Source organism: Rhizobium sp. LjRoot98 (assembly GCF_964252935.1).
Taxonomy (GTDB): Bacteria; Pseudomonadota; Alphaproteobacteria; order Rhizobiales; family Rhizobiaceae; genus Pararhizobium.
Genome location: NZ_CAXUPW020000001.1, coordinates 815,300 through 832,238 on the forward strand (window position 1 = coordinate 815,300; position 16,939 = coordinate 832,238).

Consider the following 16,939-nt stretch of genomic DNA (forward strand, 5'->3'; position numbering starts at 1 on the left):
TGTTTTAGCCGATCTTACTCGGCGATGTCGACGCCTTCGAAGACGAAGTCACCGAGCGGAGACTGGACGAAGCCAGAAACCTTCTTGCTCATCGGAACAACGGCGAGCGAGTGGTCGAGCGTGTTCCAAGGGGCTTCCTTCTTGAAGACGACCTGCGCCTCTTCATAGAGCTTGGTGCGCTCGGCAACGTCGGACGTTTCCTTCGCCTTCGTTACCAGGTCGTCGAACTCCTTGTTGCACCACTGAGCGCGGTTGTTACCGCCGACAGCGTCGCAACCGAGCAGGGTGTCGAGGAAGTTGTCCGGATCACCATTGTCACCGGTCCAGCCGAGGATAGCCGCACCATCGCGGTCCTTGGCGGACGAGAGCTTCAGGTATTCAGCCCATTCGTAGGAGACGATTTCGACGGTGACGCCGATCTTGGCCAGGTCAGCCTGCATCAGTTCAGCTGCACGGCGGGCGTTCAGCATGTACGGACGAGCAACCGGCATTGCCCAGATCTTCATCTTCAGATCCTTGACGCCAGCGTCTTCAAGCATCTTCTTGGCAGCTTCCGGATCGTACTTGTCGTCTTCGACCTTGTCGTTATACGACCACATTGTCGGCGGGATCGGGTTCTTGGCTACCGTTGCGGCACCCTGGAACACGGCATCGACGATGGCCTGACGATTGACCGCCATGTTGAGGGCCTTGCGGACTTCAACCTTGTCGAACGGCGGAACGAGCGTGTTGTAGGCGAGGTAGGAAACGTTCAGACCGGCCTGCTCGGAGATGTTCAGGTTCGGGTCGGCCTTCAGTTCGGCAACGTCAGCTGCGTTGGGATAGGACATCAGGTGGCATTCGCCGGCCTTCAGCTTCTGGGCGCGAACAGCGGCGTCCGTGGTGATCGCGAAGACGAGGTCATCGATCTTCTGCTTGCCACCCCAGTAATCAGGGTTGGCCTTGTAGCGGATGGCCGCATCCGGCTGGTAGGCGACGAACGTGAACGGACCGGTGCCAAGCGGCTGCTGGTTCATCAGTTCCATCTTGCCTTCAGCCTGAAGCTTGTCGGCATATTCCTTCGATAGGATCGAGATGAAAGGCATGCCGAGGTTGGCCAGCAACGGCGCTTCCGGACGCTTCAGCACGATCTTGACCGTCAGGTCATCGACCTTCTCGACCTTTTCAAGGAGGTCCGGCAGACCCATGCCGGAAAAGTATTCCCATGAGGCGCCCGGAACGTACTTGTTCCATGCATTGTCGGCCTTGTACTGGCGCTCGAAGGAGAAGACCACGTCATCGGCGTTCAGTTCGCGCGTCGGCGTGAAGTATTCGGTCGTCTGGAACTTTACGCCCGGACGCAGCTTGAACGTGTATTCCTTGCCGTCAGCAGAAATTTCCCAGCTTTCGGCCAGCGCAGGTTCGATTTCCGTCGTGCCGCGCTTGAATTCCACCAGACGGTTGTAAACCGTATGTGCGGCAGCATCGAAGGTCTGGCCGCCGGTATACATGCCGGGATCGAAGCCTTCCGGCGACGCTTCCGAGCAGTAAACGAAGGTCTTTGACCAAGCAGAACCGGCCATCAAAGTGGCGATTGCGGTTGCAGCAAGGAGAGTAGAGAGCTTTTTCATGAATTTGCTTCCCAGCTTTGTTCTTGTTCTCGTATTTTTCTGACGCAGAAGCCGTTGTTCCGGTCAAGGCCGGATGGAACGACATTTGATCGGGCAATGCAATAAGCGACCCGAAAAATTTGTCCAATTGGAAAATTCTCCCATATGCGACAAAGCGTGAGGCTATACACGACTTTCTTTCCGTCACCAGCATCGCCACCCGAATCGATTTCGTTTTACCGTTAAAGTCAATCCCAAATTGCACTGATAGCTTGGGAAGAGCTGCCATGGCATAAGGCACACGCGGGGCGGGGAGGACTGTTCAGCTTTTATCTGCCAGGCGGGGATGAGATGAAAGCAACTATATTCAGCCCTCCCCCTCGCCACTGCCACCCGGGCTAACAACGTCTGCTTTCAAAACTGCCGACAACTCCCCTTTTCCATTCCGATGCGGTTGCTTATCGTGAATCGCACGTTAAAATGGTGTTCGCGGAATACGTGGGGGGACGGCCGCGACGTGACGACCGATTTGAAAAACCACCGGCAATACTATTGTGACAGCGATTTGGAGAAGGCTCTCAATCGTGTCGATTTCTTTCGGATCTTCCATACAATGGCGCTCCGCTATGGTTTCGACCATTTCGGTATCCTTCAACTCGGAAACGAAGGCGACGCCTGCACGCTGACCAACCGGCTGGCTCTACACGACCTCCCCTCCGGACTTTCCGACGCCTATGACAAGCGCCACCGATTTGGTGATTCAGTCGTTTTCAAAAGCCTTCATACATCATCCATTCCGTCCACCTGGAAGGCCGGCGATCTCCATCCGGGCGGCAATCTTCTCGACCAGCTCGGTTTCGACGTGCTGATATGCGTGCCGGTTGCCGGCATCACCGGTGCGCGTTATGCCGTGCTGTTTCTCGGCGATGGCGAAGGTATGGAACGGCAAGCCCATTTCGCCCTGTGCTACGACGCCATTTGCGCCTTCGATTATTTTTACCGGCTGGTTTTATCCAACAAGGCGGGACTTGGGCTGACGCCGCGCGAGACGGAAATCCTGCGCTGGATTTCCCATGGCAAGACGGCGAGCGAAATCGCACTGATCGTCTCCGTCTCGGAACACACGGTCAATTCGCACACGGCGACGATCCTCAAGAAGCTCGATGTCGTCAACAGAACCCAGATGGTGGCGAAAGCGATCCGGGAACAGATCATTCAATGACGCCGGTGGGCGTCCGCATAATCACACGCCGTACTCTAAGCCATTCACCAAGTGAAACCGCCAGATGACCCACACGATCCATATCCTGCTTGTCGACGACGATCCGGCGGAAAACCTGATCATGCGCGGCGTGATGAAAAAGGTCTCAAGCGTGGAGATTCACCTACACTATTGCCAGACGATCGGCGAGGCGCTGGCCTTCATCGCCTCGGGAACATCTGTCTCGATGGTCTTGATGGACAACCGACTTCAGCAATGTGATTTTCGCGAGACGGTTCCGGCGCTACGCCAGCAAGGCTATATCGGTCCGATCGGGGTGATTTCCTCATCGCTCGCCGACCCCTATTTCCAGAAGTTTGAAGAATATGGCGCCGATTTCCGGATCGACAAAGGCGAGCTCGATCCGACCGCGATCGAATTCATCCTGCGTGAATATGTGACCAGAGCATAAACAACAAAAAGCCCGGACGAGCCGGGCTTTCTGCTGGACTGGAAACAGTATCAGGCCGCTGTTTTCGGATGGGTGAGCTGGTCAAGGCCAAGCAGGAAGTTGATCTGCGGCCGGGCCTTCACCAGATCATCGATCGAATACTGCTGCAGGACTTCGAAGAACGCATTCAGCGCTTTGCGCAGGGCAGCGTTGAGGCCGCAGCTGTCAACCAGCGGACAATCGATCTCGCCAGCCTCGAAACATTCCGCCATGGCAAAACTGTCTTCGGTAACCTTGACGATATCGAACAGGCTGATTTCGGCCGCAGGCTTCGGCAGGCGCACGCCACCATTGCGGCCGCGCACCGTCTCGACGAGGCCGGCCTTGTTGAGCGGCTGAAGAATCTTGAAGAGGAAAAGCTCGGACACCCCATAGGCCTTGGCAATTTCCGGAATGCGGCTGAGATGGCCGTCATTGGCAGCGCAATACATGAGCATGCGGACTGCGTAGTTCGTTTGCTTCGTCAGACGCATCATTAACTCCAGGCTTCGATCATTCGGCGCCCCCGGTTCGAATGAACCTGCGAGCCCATCAGAGGCACTCAAGATTTCGTGGTCACATGGCCGATTCGACCGGCATCCCACATTCTGCTTCCCATATAGGACGGATGATAGTTTGGAACAATTCCAAAAAGCAGAAAATCTTGATTGAAGTGATCATGATCAGCTTCCAGCGGTCTGTCCACCCTCCAAACGGGAAAAGCTGACATGTCATCTCAAGTTTAGGTGGATTACCACCCTGAGAATCTAGTTTTCCGCCCGTTTCTCACGCAACTCGGCCCCATATTCCCGGATCGCCTTCCGGCGCCCGGGCGTGCCTGGATGCGTCGACAGAATGCTGGCATCGGATGTATCGCCGATTTCCTTCTCGACGACCTCAAAGAAGCGTGCGAGCGCCGTGGGATCGTAACCCGCCTTTTGCATTAATTCGACCGAGTGCCGGTCTGCTGCCGCCTCCGCATCCCTGGAATAGGAGAGCGCCAGAAGACCACTCCCCTGGACAAGCAGATCCTCGACGCTATCGCCGATATCGCCCGCGATCAGCATGATCAGGCCGGCCATCCCCGCCGCGCGGTAAATCTGGCGAAGACTGTGTTCCAGTTCGACATGACCGATTTCATGCGCCAGAACGCCGATGAGCATCTCCGTATCACCGTCCGCAAGGCCGACCAGCTCATCGGTGATAATCAACGTGCCGTCCGGCAGTGCGAATGCATTCGGGCCGATCGATCCACCCTCGCGGAAATTCAGCGTATAGGCGGACAGACCACGGGCCGACTTGAGCGCGATGCGGGCAAAACCGTCCGATACCGCCCGACGCTTTGCGTCGTCCAGCTTGGTCTCGCCGAGAACGGTGTGATCCAGTGTTTCCAGCGTACTGGCGGACATCAGACGCGGCACGACCGGCGGGGTGACCGCAACGGCGACTTCAACCAGCACCGGCAGGGCATAGCGGTAGACCAGCCCGGACAGTAGGAACACCGCAACGACAAAGGCGAGGAGGCGCGGATGAAACCGCTCGAGCCCGTGGATAAACCCTGCCCGCTTGCGCCCGTTCGCCACGTGCAGACCGTCGATCGCCGCATTGTCCGTCGTTTCAAACAGCGAGCCATCAGGAAATTCGATACGGCGCGGGATCGAGCCGACGCGGGGAGAGATGCCGAGGTGTGAAAAGACTGCGGAGGCGAATTCACTGCCGTCTTCCGCAACAGCAAGGATCTGCCCTTCCCTCTCGACCAGGCGGGATGGGACTGAACGGCTGGAATCACGCGGATGCCAATCGCCCCGGCAGACCGTGTTTTCGTCAGAAGCCAAAATCGAAACCCTCGAATTCCATGAACTCCGCCCCGACCGCAGAGCCTTCCCGGCCAGCCGTGGCCAGAACTTCGCCGACATCTCCGTCGAAGCGGACCGCCGTGTGCTCGTTGACGTAACGTGCCATGCGAACCGCGGCCCAGGGACGCATCAGGCCCAGCGTCAGAACGGTCACGACCACATTCGACAGGGCAATCCAGACATAGCGGAACCGCGACAGATCGCTTTTCAGCTCATGCTTGCCGTCAAAGCGCGTTGCCGACCAGGCGATGTTGCGCACACCCGCACGGTAAAACAGCGCCGCGATGCCGAAGGACAAGAGCACGGCCAGATAGCCGACGACGCCGAAAACAAACATCGATGCCTGGAATTCGGGCGGCAGTGCATTGGGGTGATCGATCAGGGCAATCAGCAGCGACATATTGGCAAAGGCGACGACCGCAACGATCAGCAAGCCAAGAACGATGATCAGCGCCGAGAAGAACCAGGTCTGGTAGATCGACCCGAGCTTCGGATCCGTCGCAAACGACCGGCCGCCATAGCGCAGATTGTTGCCGAGATAGCGATACATCCAGCGGCTGGCGAGCGGCGCCAGGATGCCGAGCGACAGGACGGCCATCACCGGAGCAGCCATGAAGGCGATGAACGCACCACCCATCTTGCCGACGAAATCGAACCGGACGTTGCGGTAACTGGTGACGCGGGCGCTGAAGCGCAAGCCGCGCATGATCAGCCAGGGAAAGAAGCACAGGACAACAAGACCCACGACAAGACCGGCAACTGGCAACACCGCCAGGATGATATTGTAAACCACAAGATATCCAAGGACGATCAACCGGCCGATGAGGATTTGCTTGCCCTTGGCGTGATATTCGAAAGCGCGGCCAAGCAGTATCGTATTGCCGTAGAAATAGCGGTTGCGGCGCACCTTCGCCCAGGCCGAATAGATGCCGAGCGTAATGATGGTCAAAAGGATATTGACGATCCAGATGCCGAAATATTCTGCGGCATTACCAGTGAACGACAGCCGGTGAAAATCCTGCGATGCAGCCGGTAATGGTGCCGTGTCGGTTGCGCTCATCGTTGCCCCTCTTGCGTATCATCAGATGCAATTCAAGAACGGCCGGCAATCCCCCGATATTCGGCCGCTCGGGCCAAGTCTTAAACTGTCACCCCCGCAGGTCAACCGCACCGGCAGGCCACAACAAAAAGGGCCTCCGTGAGGAGGCCCAATCGAGGAGTATCCGAGGATACCAATTATTTCATCGTCGGGATGGAGAACTCGGCACCATCCTTGATACCGGACGGCCAGCGCGAGGTGATCGTCTTGGTCTTGGTCCAGAACCTGATCGAGTCCGTGCCGTGCTGGTTCAGGTCGCCGAAGGACGAGGACTTCCAGCCGCCAAAGGAATGATAGGCCAGCGGAACCGGGATCGGCACGTTGACGCCGACCATGCCGATGTTGATACGCGAAGCGAAATCGCGGGCCGCATCACCATCGCGGGTGTAGATCGCGACGCCGTTGCCATATTCATGCTTCATCGGCAGATCGAGGGCTTCCTCGTAATTCTTGGCACGAACCACGGAGAGAACCGGTCCGAAGATCTCCTGCTTGTAGATGTCCATGTCCGGGGTGACGTTGTCGAACAGGCAACCGCCGATGAAATTACCGTTTTCATAACCCTGCAGCTTGAAATCGCGGCCATCGACGACGAGGTTTGCGCCTTCTTCGACACCCTTGTTGATCAGGCCGAGAATGCGTTCCTTGGCTTCCTTGGTGACGACCGGACCCATATCGGCCTTTTCGTCAGTGTACGGGCCAATGCGCAGGCTTTCGACCATCGGGGTCAGCTTTGCGATCAGGCGATCGGCGGTTTCCTTGCCGACCGGAACGGCAACCGAGATCGCCATGCAGCGCTCGCCGGCCGAACCGTAACCGGCGCCCATCAGGGCGTTGGCGGCCTGGTCAAGATCGGCATCCGGCATGATGATCATGTGGTTCTTGGCGCCGCCGAAGCACTGGGCGCGCTTGCCGTTCGTTGCAGCCGTGCCATAGACATAGCGGGCGATCGGCGTCGAGCCGACGAAGGAGACGGCCGAGATATCCGGATGCGTCAGGATCGCATCAACCGCGCCCTTGTCACCGTTGACGACGTTGAGGATGCCGGCCGGCAGGCCTGCCTCGATCATCAGTTCGGCAAGGCGGATCGGAACAGACGGATCGCGCTCGGAAGGCTTCAGGATGAAGGCGTTGCCGCAGGCGATGGCAGGAGCAAACATCCACATCGGGATCATGGCCGGGAAGTTGAACGGCGTGATACCTGCGCCGACGCCGACAGCCTGGCGGATCGAATACATGTCGATGTTCGGGCCAGCGCCTTCGGTGAATTCGCTCTTGGAGAGGTGCGGAATGCCGATGACGAACTCACAGACTTCGAGGCCGCGGATGACGTCGCCCTTGGCATCCTCGATGGTCTTGCCATGCTCGCGCGACAGCATTTCGGCCAGTTCATCCATGTTGTCGTTGAGGAGCTGGACGAACTTCATGAAGACGCGGGCACGGCGCTGCGGGTTGGTGGCAGCCCACTTCGGCTGTGCAGCCTTGGCATTCTGAACCGCTGCGTCCATTTCCGCGTCGCTGGCCAGTGCCACCGTGGCCTGAACTTCGCCGGTTGCCGGATTAAAGACATTGCTGGTGCGGCCGCTGGTGCCGGCAACCTTCTTGCCGCCAATGAAATGACCAATCTCGTACATGGGTGATCCTCCTGATCTTGATTATGGCCGGAGTGTCGCACTACAATATGCACAAATCAACGCGGGATATTCAGGAACCGTTGTGCAAAAATTGATGCCACTGGTATCTGTGGAGGCTCTTTGATGAAAACCGGTTCTGAAAAGATCGTGAGAATGGCGGAGCTGGAGATCGATCCTGCCCAGCTTGAGGCTTATCTCGCCCTTCTGGCCGAAGAGATCGAAGCATCCGTGGAGAAGGAACCGGGCGTGCTGATGCTGCATGCCGTCTCGGTGAAAGGCGCGCCTGAGAAGGTTCGTATCCTCGAAGTCTATGCCAATAGGCAGGCTTACGAAGCGCATATCCAGACGCCGCATTTCCTCAAATACAAGACGCTGACGGCTGGCATGGTGCTGTCGCTCAACCTTGTCGATGTCGATCCCATCGTGCTTTCGGCCAAATGAGGATTGCTCGATGAACTGGGATGATGTCCGCATGTTTCTGGCGGTTGCCCGTAGCGGCCAGATCCTGTCGGCCTCCAAGCGGCTGGGGGTCAACCATGCCACCTTGAGCCGGCGCGTCACGGCGCTGGAAGAATCCCTGAAGACCCGGCTTTTGATCCGCCGCACCAATGGTTGCGATCTGACGGCCGAGGGTGAGATCTTCCTGCATGCGGCAGAGCGGATGGAAACCGAGATGCTGGCGGCACAGGCGCAGATCGGCCGCATCGACACTGCCGTTGCGGGGACCGTGCGTGTCGGTGCGCCGGACGGATTTGGAGTCTCGTTCCTGGCCCCGCGGCTTGGCAAGCTGACTGCCCGGTTTCCGGAGTTGCGCATCCAACTGGTCCCGATCCCCCGCTCCTTTTCGCTGTCGCAGCGCGAGGCTGATATCGCCATCACCCTTGAGCGGCCGGAACAGGGACGGCTGATTTCGTCGAAGCTCACCGATTACACACTCGGGCTCTACGCCTCACAGGACTACCTGTCGTCCTATGGTGCTCCCGACACGGTCGATGATCTGAAGAACCATCGCCGCATCGGCTATGTGGAAGATCTGATCTTTACGGCATCGCTGAATTTCACTGGCGAGATCATGCGCAGCTGGGATGCCTCGTTCGAAATCTCCAGCGCCACGGGCCAGACCGAAGCCGTGCGCTCAAGCGCTGGGATCGGCATCCTGCATAATTACATCGCCCGCCAATATCCCGAGCTGATCCGCATCCTGCCGGAGACCACGATACGGCGGGGCTATTGGACCACCTATCACGAAAGCGCCCGCGAGCTCGTTCGCGTCCGCACCGTCGTCGATTTCCTTCAGGAACTGGTGACGGAGGAGCACGGCATTTTCATTTGAGACGATCTATTGCGCCACGGAGGCAACAGCTTCCGGAAGCGGCACGAAGGATGGCTTCGCCGCCACCTTGGACACTTCCGGCTGCACAACAACCGGCACAGGCTCTGCCGCAGCCATCACGGCCGCCTCTCCCGGCATCGGCACCTTGACGGCGTTGGTGATCGTTTTTTCAACCTTCCCTGCTGGTTCGGCCGCCGTCGTTTCCACCGATGGATTTTCAAGAACTGCTGGCCGCTTCACCCGGCGTACAGGTGCCGCAATGGCGGTCTCCGCCGCAATGGGCCGGGCTTCCTGTTCCACGAAAGGCACCGGCGCAAAAGCGCCCGGCCCCACTGCATATCCCAGAGCCTGAGCGTTTTGCGACGAGGCCGGATGGAGCCGCAATCCCTGCATCAGCGCGACGATCCGGTCGGCTGCAATCGACGGACTGCAATAGCGCAACCGGATCTGCGCTGCGCCACCTGCCGTGGCGAACTGCCCGCCATCATAGGGCCGGATGTTCTTTGCAAACTGCCATGCGTAAACGCAGCTACCGCTCTTGCCGATGGAACCGGTCGCGTAACCGAAGACGCCATAGGCGTTATCGGCAATCACAGGGCTGATCTGCATCTTAACGCCGGACAACGCGCTTCGCATTTCCGCCTGAACCTGCGAGCGTGATGGTGCGCCGTTGCTGCGGGTGATCTTTGCGGACGGATCGATCGTGATGCTCAGCATGTTCTCGCCGGCAAGGTCCGTTGCGTTGGCATAAACGATCGTCTGTTCGATTTTTCCCTTGGCTCCCGTCTGCCTTACCGTCGTCGCTGGGAGCCCGGGAAGAGTGGCGGCTGCATATTCGGGAGAAACCGTGGTGGCCAGCGACGGCCAGTTGCCTTCGACAGCACCTGTACGCAGGAAAGGATCGTCGACCACCGACGTGCAAGAGGCAAGCATCAAGGCCAGAGCGATTGCGGAGAAAATTTTTTTCATCGGCGTGTATCCGTCCAACTTGTGGCAACAAGACCGCGTCTCACGCCTGCATCCGAGAGGTGATCGTTAAGGCGCTGGAACACCTGCTTGGCGATCTGCTTGTTCCCGAGATGATAGTAGGCCCAGCCACGCAGCTGGCTGAGATCGGCAGGCTCCGCGACCAGGCTTGCCCGCGCATTCAGCGCGTCGAGCGTCTTTTGGTACTGCTTGCGATCGAAACTTGCCCGGGCGCGCTGGAAATAGATTTCCGCCCGGATTTCCCGGTCCCGTTCGGCGCTGAGCGGATAGGCCCGGATGATCGCTTCGGCGTCATCCGTCAGCCGTCCGCGCAACAGGGTCAATGCCGTCCCATAGGCAGCATCGGCGCGCACCTGTCCCCCGGCGCTCAGACCATCCGCAAAGGCGGCGCGCGCCTCGGCAAGACGGCCAAGGCCGAGATAGCACCAGCCACCGATCTGCGCCGCGTCCGCAGACAGTTGTCCCCGGCTGCGCAAATCAGTGAGATCGTTGATGCAGGCGGCATAACGCTTGGCCTGAAAATTGCGGAAATAGTTGGCCTGGATTATCCCGCGCGGCTTGACGACCGATGCAGCCGCCCTCCCCTTCGGCGGCGATGCGGTGCGGATTTCATCCCAGATGTCAGGATAGGTTTGGCCATATCTTTCCTGCAGCGCGGCAAATTCCGGCTTTTGCGATAGCCGCAGGTAGGACAGTGCCAACCCCTTGACGCGTGCGGGCGCCACTTTCCAGTCGACGGCCTTCTGGAACCAGGCGGAAGACGCTTCGTACTGCTTGGAATTATAGGCATACCAGGCGAGAATTTCGGCGTGGTCGGCATTCAACGTCTGCAGGATCGTCGTCGAATAGGACGCAACGATCCTTTCGTCGATGACGGCCATATCGGGCTTGGCAAAGCGCAGCGACAGCGCGTTCATCAGGAATTCCGGATCGCCGGACAGGTCCTGCAGGTAGGTGGCCGCCACCTTATAGGCTTCCTCCTCGAGGTTCTGTGCGGCGAGGCTGAGATACAGTCCCTTCGCATTCGATGCATCCGCCTGGACTGCCAGCGCCTTGCCGAACCACTGCGCACTGACGGCCGGCTGCTTGACCTTCAGGTAATACCAGCCGAGCAAAGCCATATCCTCGACCTTCGGAGGATTTGTTGCCTTGAGCGGGGCGAGCTGATCGTCCGACAGCGGCACCGTCTGCTTTTCATCGGCATTGAAATCGGCCACCGTCTTGCGCATCAGATCGAAGGACACCGGCTGCAGGCCCGCCTGCATCGCGGGCGTCACCGCAAGCTTTTGCATCACGGCCTGGACTTCAGCGGCCGGAAAATCGCGGATGGCCTTCTGCAGTGTTGTCACCAGCACCGCGTCGGGCAGACGCTTGTCACCGTCACGCAGCAGGATGCCGCGATAGATGTCTGCGAGCGGTTGTTTCATGCCTGTCTGCGCATAGGCATCGATCAGAGTCCAAAGCAGGTCGACCTCTGTTTCGGTCGCGGGATCGATACTGCCGCCAGCCTGGATGACATCCGTCCAGTCGTTGTCCTTCGCCGCCTCCGTCATCAACACCCGCTGTTTGCGGCGCGCCAGCTTCTCGGCGAAATCGGCTGTCGGCTGCCAGTCCGGCGTCTCGCTCTTGCGGCGGATGATTTCGGCGTCGATGCCTGTGAAATCGCTTCGATCATAGAGTTGCCAGAGCAAGGTCTCATCGATACCACGCGCCGATTGCGGCAGGTACAGGTCCTGCGGCATTTCGAATTGCGGGAATTTCAGCCGCAGGCGCGCAGCCTCGGCGGCAACGCGATCATCCTGCTTCTGCCCGGCATAATAATAGAGCGCTGCCATTTCGACATCATCGGGCTTGTTCGCGGCCGGCAGTGTCTTGGCGGATTCTGCATTGTTCACTACCGCAGGGTCAGCCTGTCCCGCGATCGCCGAGGTCATCGCCTGATCGATGATGCGGAAGGAGCCGGCCGCCTGCGTTAGAAGCTTTGCCGAATCCTCGGAAAAAGCCGTTGCCGGCACAAGCAGGTTGGAAGCGGCCAGAAGGGCGAGCCAGTGTTTCTTCATGACGATCATTGATCCGACCTCACACCCTTGCGCGGAATGGCAAACCCGAGCCACACGGCGAAGACGCCCATCAACCCGACGATAAGCACAACGTAGAATTGGAAATTGTCCGAGAACCAGGCGGCCGCCAGGCGGCGCAGGTTGCTGGGGCTCTGGTCGGTCATCCCGGCGATGAAATGCGCTCCGGCCGGCACCGTATTAACGGCGAGGCTGGCAGTTTCGATCTCGGCAGACCCACCATTCAGTCCCTGCCAGACGGCAGGCTCGACGAGCCGACGAACGCCAAGCGCGATATCGGCGGGCGATGCCGCATGGACCACAGTCCAGACTGCATCGCCGGAGGGTGACGGAGTTTGCGTCAAGGTCAGAAGCGAGTGTCCCGGCCGGAGCTTGGCGGTGGAACCAGACCCATCCTGGTAATTCAGCCATTTGCCAAAACGTGTGCCCGCACCTGAAAACCAGTCCTGCATCTTCGATGTTACGGACAATTCGTCCTGCGGCCTCGTGGTCGATTTGCGGAACGCATCCAGCAATGCGGTCGAATCGTCGTCATTGTTTTGCTCCGGGCCGGCTTCGAACATATTGCCGATGGTCGCTGTTCTGATGGGATCGACGTCTGCGGTGGATACGGTCATCGGCTGGAAGGCATTCACAGGAAAAGCGCTCTTACCGGCATTGCCCAGCTCGGCAAAGGCATTCTGCGTGGTGATCACCAGCGCATTGCGCTCTCCGGATGGAGCGGCGCCGCTCAAGCGAATATCGGCATTCAGCGGATTGCGGGCGGCAAGCGCCAGGCGGGACAACATGGTCAGGGCGGCACTTGTGGACTGGGCATCCGGGCGTTCGATGAATATGTCGAACGGTCTGCCATCGGCATAGGGATAGGCGGTACCGGCGAGACCGCCGATATCCGGAAGACGGCCGATCCGGGCGAGCGCCGGGATTTCGATCTTCGTCTCCTTCAGGAGAATGAACCGCGGCGCGGTATCGTCGCGGGCCTCGGGCGCGCAGGTCTCGTCGGCATCGACAGGCAATTCGGCCAGAAGCTCGACCTTGTTATTGCCCGGACGGAACGCCCGCAGCGGCAGTTCGATCAGCTTGCCGTCAAACTGTTCTCCAGCGGTATTGCGGAAAGGATAGCTGGTTACGACGCGGTCATTGACCCGCACCAGAAACTGCGCCGTACGCTTCAGGCCCGGTGACGTGGCGGCGCTGAGCTTCAAGCCGATCGTTGCATAGTCGGCCGGGTAGAAATCCGCCGGCATGACCATGTTGAAACCGGTGCGCGACAGGCGACCGGAAAAGACGCGGGTCTCATATCCGGTGTCGGCCAGTGTAAAGCTCGTTGATGCGTCGGCAATAATCGTCCCCGACTGGCGTGAAAAAATGCCGCTATCGAGGCTTTCCTTCAGTGGCCCCTGGATGGCTTGAAGCAGCTGGCTGCTCATATCGGCGCGGGTGGCGCCTCGCAGGCTGACCATTGCACGGCCCTCTGGTCCTGCGTCGCGGACGGAAAGGCCATAGGGTGCCGCCTGTCCATCGGCACCACGCGCCTGCGCCCGCGTCTTGTCCGAAGACACATAGAGATCGACGCCAGGGCCGGTGCCAGGCTTTTCGCCGACCGTGACCGCGAGATCGTCCCGATTCATGAATAGCGCCAGCGTCTGTAGAACGGGAGCCGCATCATTCAGCATTTCGGCAGTCGCCGCCTGCGGCAGGATCAGCCGGATGTCAGTGACATTGGCTTCGGTGCGCGCGACGGTGAGGAGATCAGCGAACGACTGAAACCCATGCTGCCGGGTTGCGGCAAAACCGCTTGCAGAAGGATCAAACTCGCTCCACAGCTCATAGGTAGCCTCCAGCGAGCAATCGACCCGATGGAACTGGCGCGCCCGCAGAACCACCTGATTGCGGCCGGGTCTTAGAAAGTCCGCGCCGATCGCCAGCGCTTCTTGTTTAAAGCCATTCGGCGAGGCGATCTTGAATGTCCCGGCCGATTTGCCGTTGACCTCCACATCCATCACGGACGTATCGGGCAAAACCGAGACAGCATTTCGGTAAGACAGTGTCAGCTGCCCGCCGCTTGCGGCCTGATCGGCGGCGAGATTGAAGCTCAGCCGTGCGACGGCATCTTCGCCGGAGAGGTGATAGGCCGGCAGCGCCTGTTCGAACGGAACCAGACCGCTGACCTTGGCAGCCGCGGCTTCCGCCGGAACCGGCCGGGTCGACAGGATGCTCTCGCTGTCTCCAGGCAGGATGCGGGCCGCAGACGGGGCTGCATCCAGCAGGCTCTGGGCGGAAAGCGGCAGCGTCTGGGCCATGATGAGGGCGAGCGACAGGCCGACTGTCCGGGTGCGAAAAGGCTTAGCCATAGAGCTGCTCTCCCTTGAGAACCGGGGCATGGTCGGCTGTTTTGACAGGCAAAGGCACCGGAACGATCTTGTTGTCGTTCAACACCATCGGCGCATCGTCGAAGGACTGGACGACGCTCTCGCGGATCAGGCCAGCGCTGTAACGGATGGCACGGAGCGATTCCGTCAAGCTCCAGAGCGCAAAGCGGCTGGTGCCCCAGAAGAAGTTTTTCCGCGTCTGGCGGCGCTCCAGGCGATCCTGCAGCACGGACTGGTCGGAATACATCAGCTCGGCAATCGCCATCACCGTTTCCGGCGTCCTTTCGGAATAGGCAAAGCCGCAGATCGCCGTCTGGTCGAGCATGCGCCGCGAGCGATAGACGACGTTGAAGTTGATCGTCTGGCCACCACGGCGGACTTCGACCTTGGCCATCGTTGGAGTGACGAGGTCCAGCTTCGGTTCCTTGTCGACAAATTCGATCGACACGCCGCCGCTTGAAGCATCCTGGATGATGACATGGTGGATGATATCATCGACATGCATCAGGGCGTGGCGCTTGACCGGCAGGCGCTGGTTGCGGCGCAGTTCACGGCGTTCCGCAATCGCCCCGAGGGCCGCACCGGCGAGACCGAGATTGATCAGGTTCCACATCGCAACGATCAACAGTAGCTCGCTGGCGACCGGCTCGGTCAGGACGCGATATCCGGAATAAAGGGCTGCAGCGAGCAGCAGGAAGAAGATGGCAAAATACGGCGTTGCCAACGGCGACAGCTTGCTCTTGTCCAGAGTCTGGCCCTTGGCTGTCACATTGAACGTCGGCTTGCGCGGATTGCGCACGACGCTGACGATACTGCCAAACAGGAAGACGGCCTGGACATATTCGTAAAGCTCAGAAATCCACGGCCAGCGGACACGGCCATAGAGATAGCTCTGCATCGCAAACGAGCTGATCAGATAGGTGACCGCATAGGAGGCGAACTCGAGGATGTTGGCCTTATAGATCTCGAGAGAGAAGAAGATGTAGAGCAGCGGCGAGAACATGAAGGCCAGCCGCGACAGCGGGAACAACCAGAACATGTTGATGCCGGCATAGCAGATGCGCTGCGGGATCGAGAGGCCCTTGGCGAGGAAAGGCCGCTTGAGGATGAGGATCTGCAGCATGCCCTGGCACCAGCGGGCACGCTGGCCGATGAACGAGACGAACGTCTCCGGCTGCAGCCCGGCGATCAGCGGTTTGTCGACATAGACCGAGTGCCAGCCCTGGCAATGCAGCGACAGCGCCGTTTCGCAATCCTCGGTGATCGACTGGCCGGAGAAACCATCGGTGGTCTCCAGCGCCTTGCGGCGCAGCACGGCCGCTGAACCGCAGAAGAACGAGGCGTTCCACTTGTCGAGCCCGCGCTGCAGGATCGAGTAGAACATCTCGTTTTCCGACGGCATACGGGCAAAGGTCTGGAGGTTCTTTTCCAGCGGGTCTGGATTGAGGAAATAATGCGGGGTCTGGACGAGGAAGAGCTTTTCATCTTCCTTGAAGAAGCCGACCGTCTCACGCAGGAAGTCGCGCACCGGCGCGTGGTCGGCATCGAACACCACGACCAGTTCACCGTTAGAAACCTTCAGGCCTTCATTGAGATTACCGGCCTTGGCGTGATCGTTCTGCTTGCGAGCATGGTAGTGCACGCCCATGGCGGCGCAGAGCGCCTTCAGCTGTTCATGACGGCGAATGGCGGCGACCGAGACATGCGGGTTCTTGTGGTTGCGCTTGGCATCCGTGCCGCCGTCATCGAGCAGATAGATGTTCAGCTTGTCCTTCGGATACGCCATCGACTTGGCGGCGGCCAGCGTCACCGCCAGAAGTTCGGCATCTTCATTATAGCTCGGGATGAACACATCGACCGTCGGCAGATCGGGGGTAGCGCCCATGTCCGGCGTCTTGCGCTTGATCGGATCGATGACCATGAAAAAGCTGATCGCCAGCATTGCCAGGCAATACATCTCGGCGAGATAGAGCAGGAAGCCGGGGATGAAATTCAGCGGCTCGGTGATGTCAGGCAGCGTCTCGGTTGTGCGCCAGAAACCGTAGCGCAAAGCAATGATGCCGGCGAAGACGAGGGTGACCACACGAAACGCGCTGTTGTCGGGACGCGTCATCCCGATGAACATGATGCCCAGAACTGCGAAGCTGAGCATAAGCTGCGCCTGCAGGCTCATCGGCAGCAGAATAAGAGACAAGCCGACTGCCCCGGCCGGAAGTGCCAGATATTTTCCGCACGTCATGTGCCACCAACCCCATCGTCATCTTCAGCGGCGCATCATGCGTGCCGGTTCTACATCGAAC

General features: G+C 59.3%; 13 protein-coding genes. 4 read left to right on the plus strand and 9 right to left on the minus strand.

Annotation, left to right across the window (positions count from 1 at the left end):
* Nucleotides 1-14: 14 nt before the first annotated feature.
* Nucleotides 15-1,610, minus strand: a complete 1,596-nt coding sequence (locus ACSQ3J_RS04035; protein ID WP_060504703.1) for an ABC transporter substrate-binding protein — start codon at nt 1,608-1,610, stop codon at nt 15-17.
* A gap of 496 nt (nt 1,611-2,106) precedes the next feature.
* Here ACSQ3J_RS04035 and ACSQ3J_RS04040 point away from each other — a divergent pair, with 496 nt between their 5' ends.
* Nucleotides 2,107-2,811 (plus strand): helix-turn-helix domain-containing protein, encoded by a 705-nt coding sequence (locus ACSQ3J_RS04040; RefSeq protein ID WP_162246373.1) that lies wholly within the window; start codon nt 2,107-2,109, stop codon nt 2,809-2,811.
* Between the two features lie 64 nt (nt 2,812-2,875).
* The gene (locus ACSQ3J_RS04045; protein WP_060504701.1) at nt 2,876-3,262 is read left to right on the plus strand and encodes a response regulator; all 387 of its coding nucleotides are present in this window, start codon (nt 2,876-2,878) and stop codon (nt 3,260-3,262) included.
* A 50-nt stretch (nt 3,263-3,312) separates the two neighbouring features.
* Here ACSQ3J_RS04045 and rirA read toward each other — a convergent pair whose 3' ends face one another.
* The 4 genes from rirA to ACSQ3J_RS04065 form a co-directional block, all read right to left on the minus strand.
* Nucleotides 3,313-3,774 carry an iron-responsive transcriptional regulator RirA gene (gene rirA, locus ACSQ3J_RS04050; protein ID WP_060504878.1) on the minus strand — a complete coding sequence of 154 codons (462 nt, stop codon included), beginning with the start codon at nt 3,772-3,774 and terminating at the stop codon, nt 3,313-3,315.
* Nucleotides 3,775-4,047: 273 nt separating this feature from the next.
* Nucleotides 4,048-5,115 carry a M48 family metallopeptidase gene (locus ACSQ3J_RS04055; RefSeq protein WP_060504700.1) on the minus strand — a complete coding sequence of 356 codons (1,068 nt, stop codon included), beginning with the start codon at nt 5,113-5,115 and terminating at the stop codon, nt 4,048-4,050.
* Complete coding sequence (locus tag ACSQ3J_RS04060; RefSeq protein WP_060504699.1) at nt 5,105-6,196, minus strand: YjgN family protein; 1,092 nt, start codon at nt 6,194-6,196, stop codon at nt 5,105-5,107. The genes ACSQ3J_RS04055 and ACSQ3J_RS04060 overlap by 11 nt, the downstream gene beginning before the upstream one ends.
* Before the next feature lie 176 nt (nt 6,197-6,372).
* Nucleotides 6,373-7,869, minus strand: a complete 1,497-nt coding sequence (locus ACSQ3J_RS04065) for a CoA-acylating methylmalonate-semialdehyde dehydrogenase (RefSeq protein ID WP_060504698.1) — start codon at nt 7,867-7,869, stop codon at nt 6,373-6,375.
* A 123-nt stretch (nt 7,870-7,992) separates the two neighbouring features.
* Between ACSQ3J_RS04065 and ACSQ3J_RS04070 the strand changes: the two genes are divergently transcribed.
* Nucleotides 7,993-8,310 (plus strand): putative quinol monooxygenase, encoded by a 318-nt coding sequence (locus tag ACSQ3J_RS04070; protein WP_060504697.1) that lies wholly within the window; start codon nt 7,993-7,995, stop codon nt 8,308-8,310.
* 10 nt (nt 8,311-8,320) lie between these two features.
* On the plus strand, nt 8,321-9,202 hold the full coding sequence (locus ACSQ3J_RS04075) for a LysR family transcriptional regulator (protein ID WP_060504696.1): 882 nt from the start codon (nt 8,321-8,323) through the stop codon (nt 9,200-9,202).
* A gap of 6 nt (nt 9,203-9,208) precedes the next feature.
* Here ACSQ3J_RS04075 and bcsN read toward each other — a convergent pair whose 3' ends face one another.
* From bcsN to bcsA, 4 genes are read right to left on the minus strand one after another with little or no spacing between them, the layout of a single operon-like run.
* Complete coding sequence (gene bcsN / locus ACSQ3J_RS04080) at nt 9,209-10,171, minus strand: cellulose biosynthesis protein BcsN (RefSeq protein WP_060504695.1); 963 nt, start codon at nt 10,169-10,171, stop codon at nt 9,209-9,211.
* The gene (locus ACSQ3J_RS04085) at nt 10,168-12,258 is read right to left on the minus strand and encodes a bacterial transcriptional activator domain-containing protein (protein WP_060504694.1); all 2,091 of its coding nucleotides are present in this window, start codon (nt 12,256-12,258) and stop codon (nt 10,168-10,170) included. The genes bcsN and ACSQ3J_RS04085 overlap by 4 nt, the downstream gene beginning before the upstream one ends.
* Nucleotides 12,255-14,621 (minus strand): cellulose biosynthesis cyclic di-GMP-binding regulatory protein BcsB, encoded by a 2,367-nt coding sequence (locus ACSQ3J_RS04090; RefSeq protein WP_060504693.1) that lies wholly within the window; start codon nt 14,619-14,621, stop codon nt 12,255-12,257. The genes ACSQ3J_RS04085 and ACSQ3J_RS04090 overlap by 4 nt, the downstream gene beginning before the upstream one ends.
* A complete protein-coding gene (gene bcsA / locus ACSQ3J_RS04095) occupies nt 14,614-16,878 on the minus strand; it encodes a UDP-forming cellulose synthase catalytic subunit (RefSeq protein WP_060504692.1) in 2,265 nt (754 codons plus the stop codon). Before bcsA ends, ACSQ3J_RS04090 begins: the two co-directional genes overlap by 8 nt.
* Nucleotides 16,879-16,939 lie beyond the last annotated feature (61 nt).

Coding starts and splice junctions, on each gene's coding strand:
- ACSQ3J_RS04035 (WP_060504703.1), bottom strand. CDS start 1,610: ATGAAAAAGCTCTCTACTCTCCTTGCTGCAACCGCAATCGCCACTTTG.
- bcsN (WP_060504695.1), bottom strand. CDS start 10,171: ATGAAAAAAATTTTCTCCGCAATCGCTCTGGCCTTGATGCTTGCCTCT.
- rirA (WP_060504878.1), bottom strand. CDS start 3,774: ATGCGTCTGACGAAGCAAACGAACTACGCAGTCCGCATGCTCATGTAT.
- ACSQ3J_RS04090 (WP_060504693.1), bottom strand. CDS start 14,621: ATGGCTAAGCCTTTTCGCACCCGGACAGTCGGCCTGTCGCTCGCCCTC.
- ACSQ3J_RS04065 (WP_060504698.1), bottom strand. CDS start 7,869: ATGTACGAGATTGGTCATTTCATTGGCGGCAAGAAGGTTGCCGGCACC.
- ACSQ3J_RS04045 (WP_060504701.1), top strand. CDS start 2,876: ATGACCCACACGATCCATATCCTGCTTGTCGACGACGATCCGGCGGAA.
- bcsA (WP_060504692.1), bottom strand. CDS start 16,878: ATGACGTGCGGAAAATATCTGGCACTTCCGGCCGGGGCAGTCGGCTTG.
- ACSQ3J_RS04060 (WP_060504699.1), bottom strand. CDS start 6,196: ATGAGCGCAACCGACACGGCACCATTACCGGCTGCATCGCAGGATTTT.
- ACSQ3J_RS04085 (WP_060504694.1), bottom strand. CDS start 12,258: ATGATCGTCATGAAGAAACACTGGCTCGCCCTTCTGGCCGCTTCCAAC.
- ACSQ3J_RS04075 (WP_060504696.1), top strand. CDS start 8,321: ATGAACTGGGATGATGTCCGCATGTTTCTGGCGGTTGCCCGTAGCGGC.
- ACSQ3J_RS04070 (WP_060504697.1), top strand. CDS start 7,993: ATGAAAACCGGTTCTGAAAAGATCGTGAGAATGGCGGAGCTGGAGATC.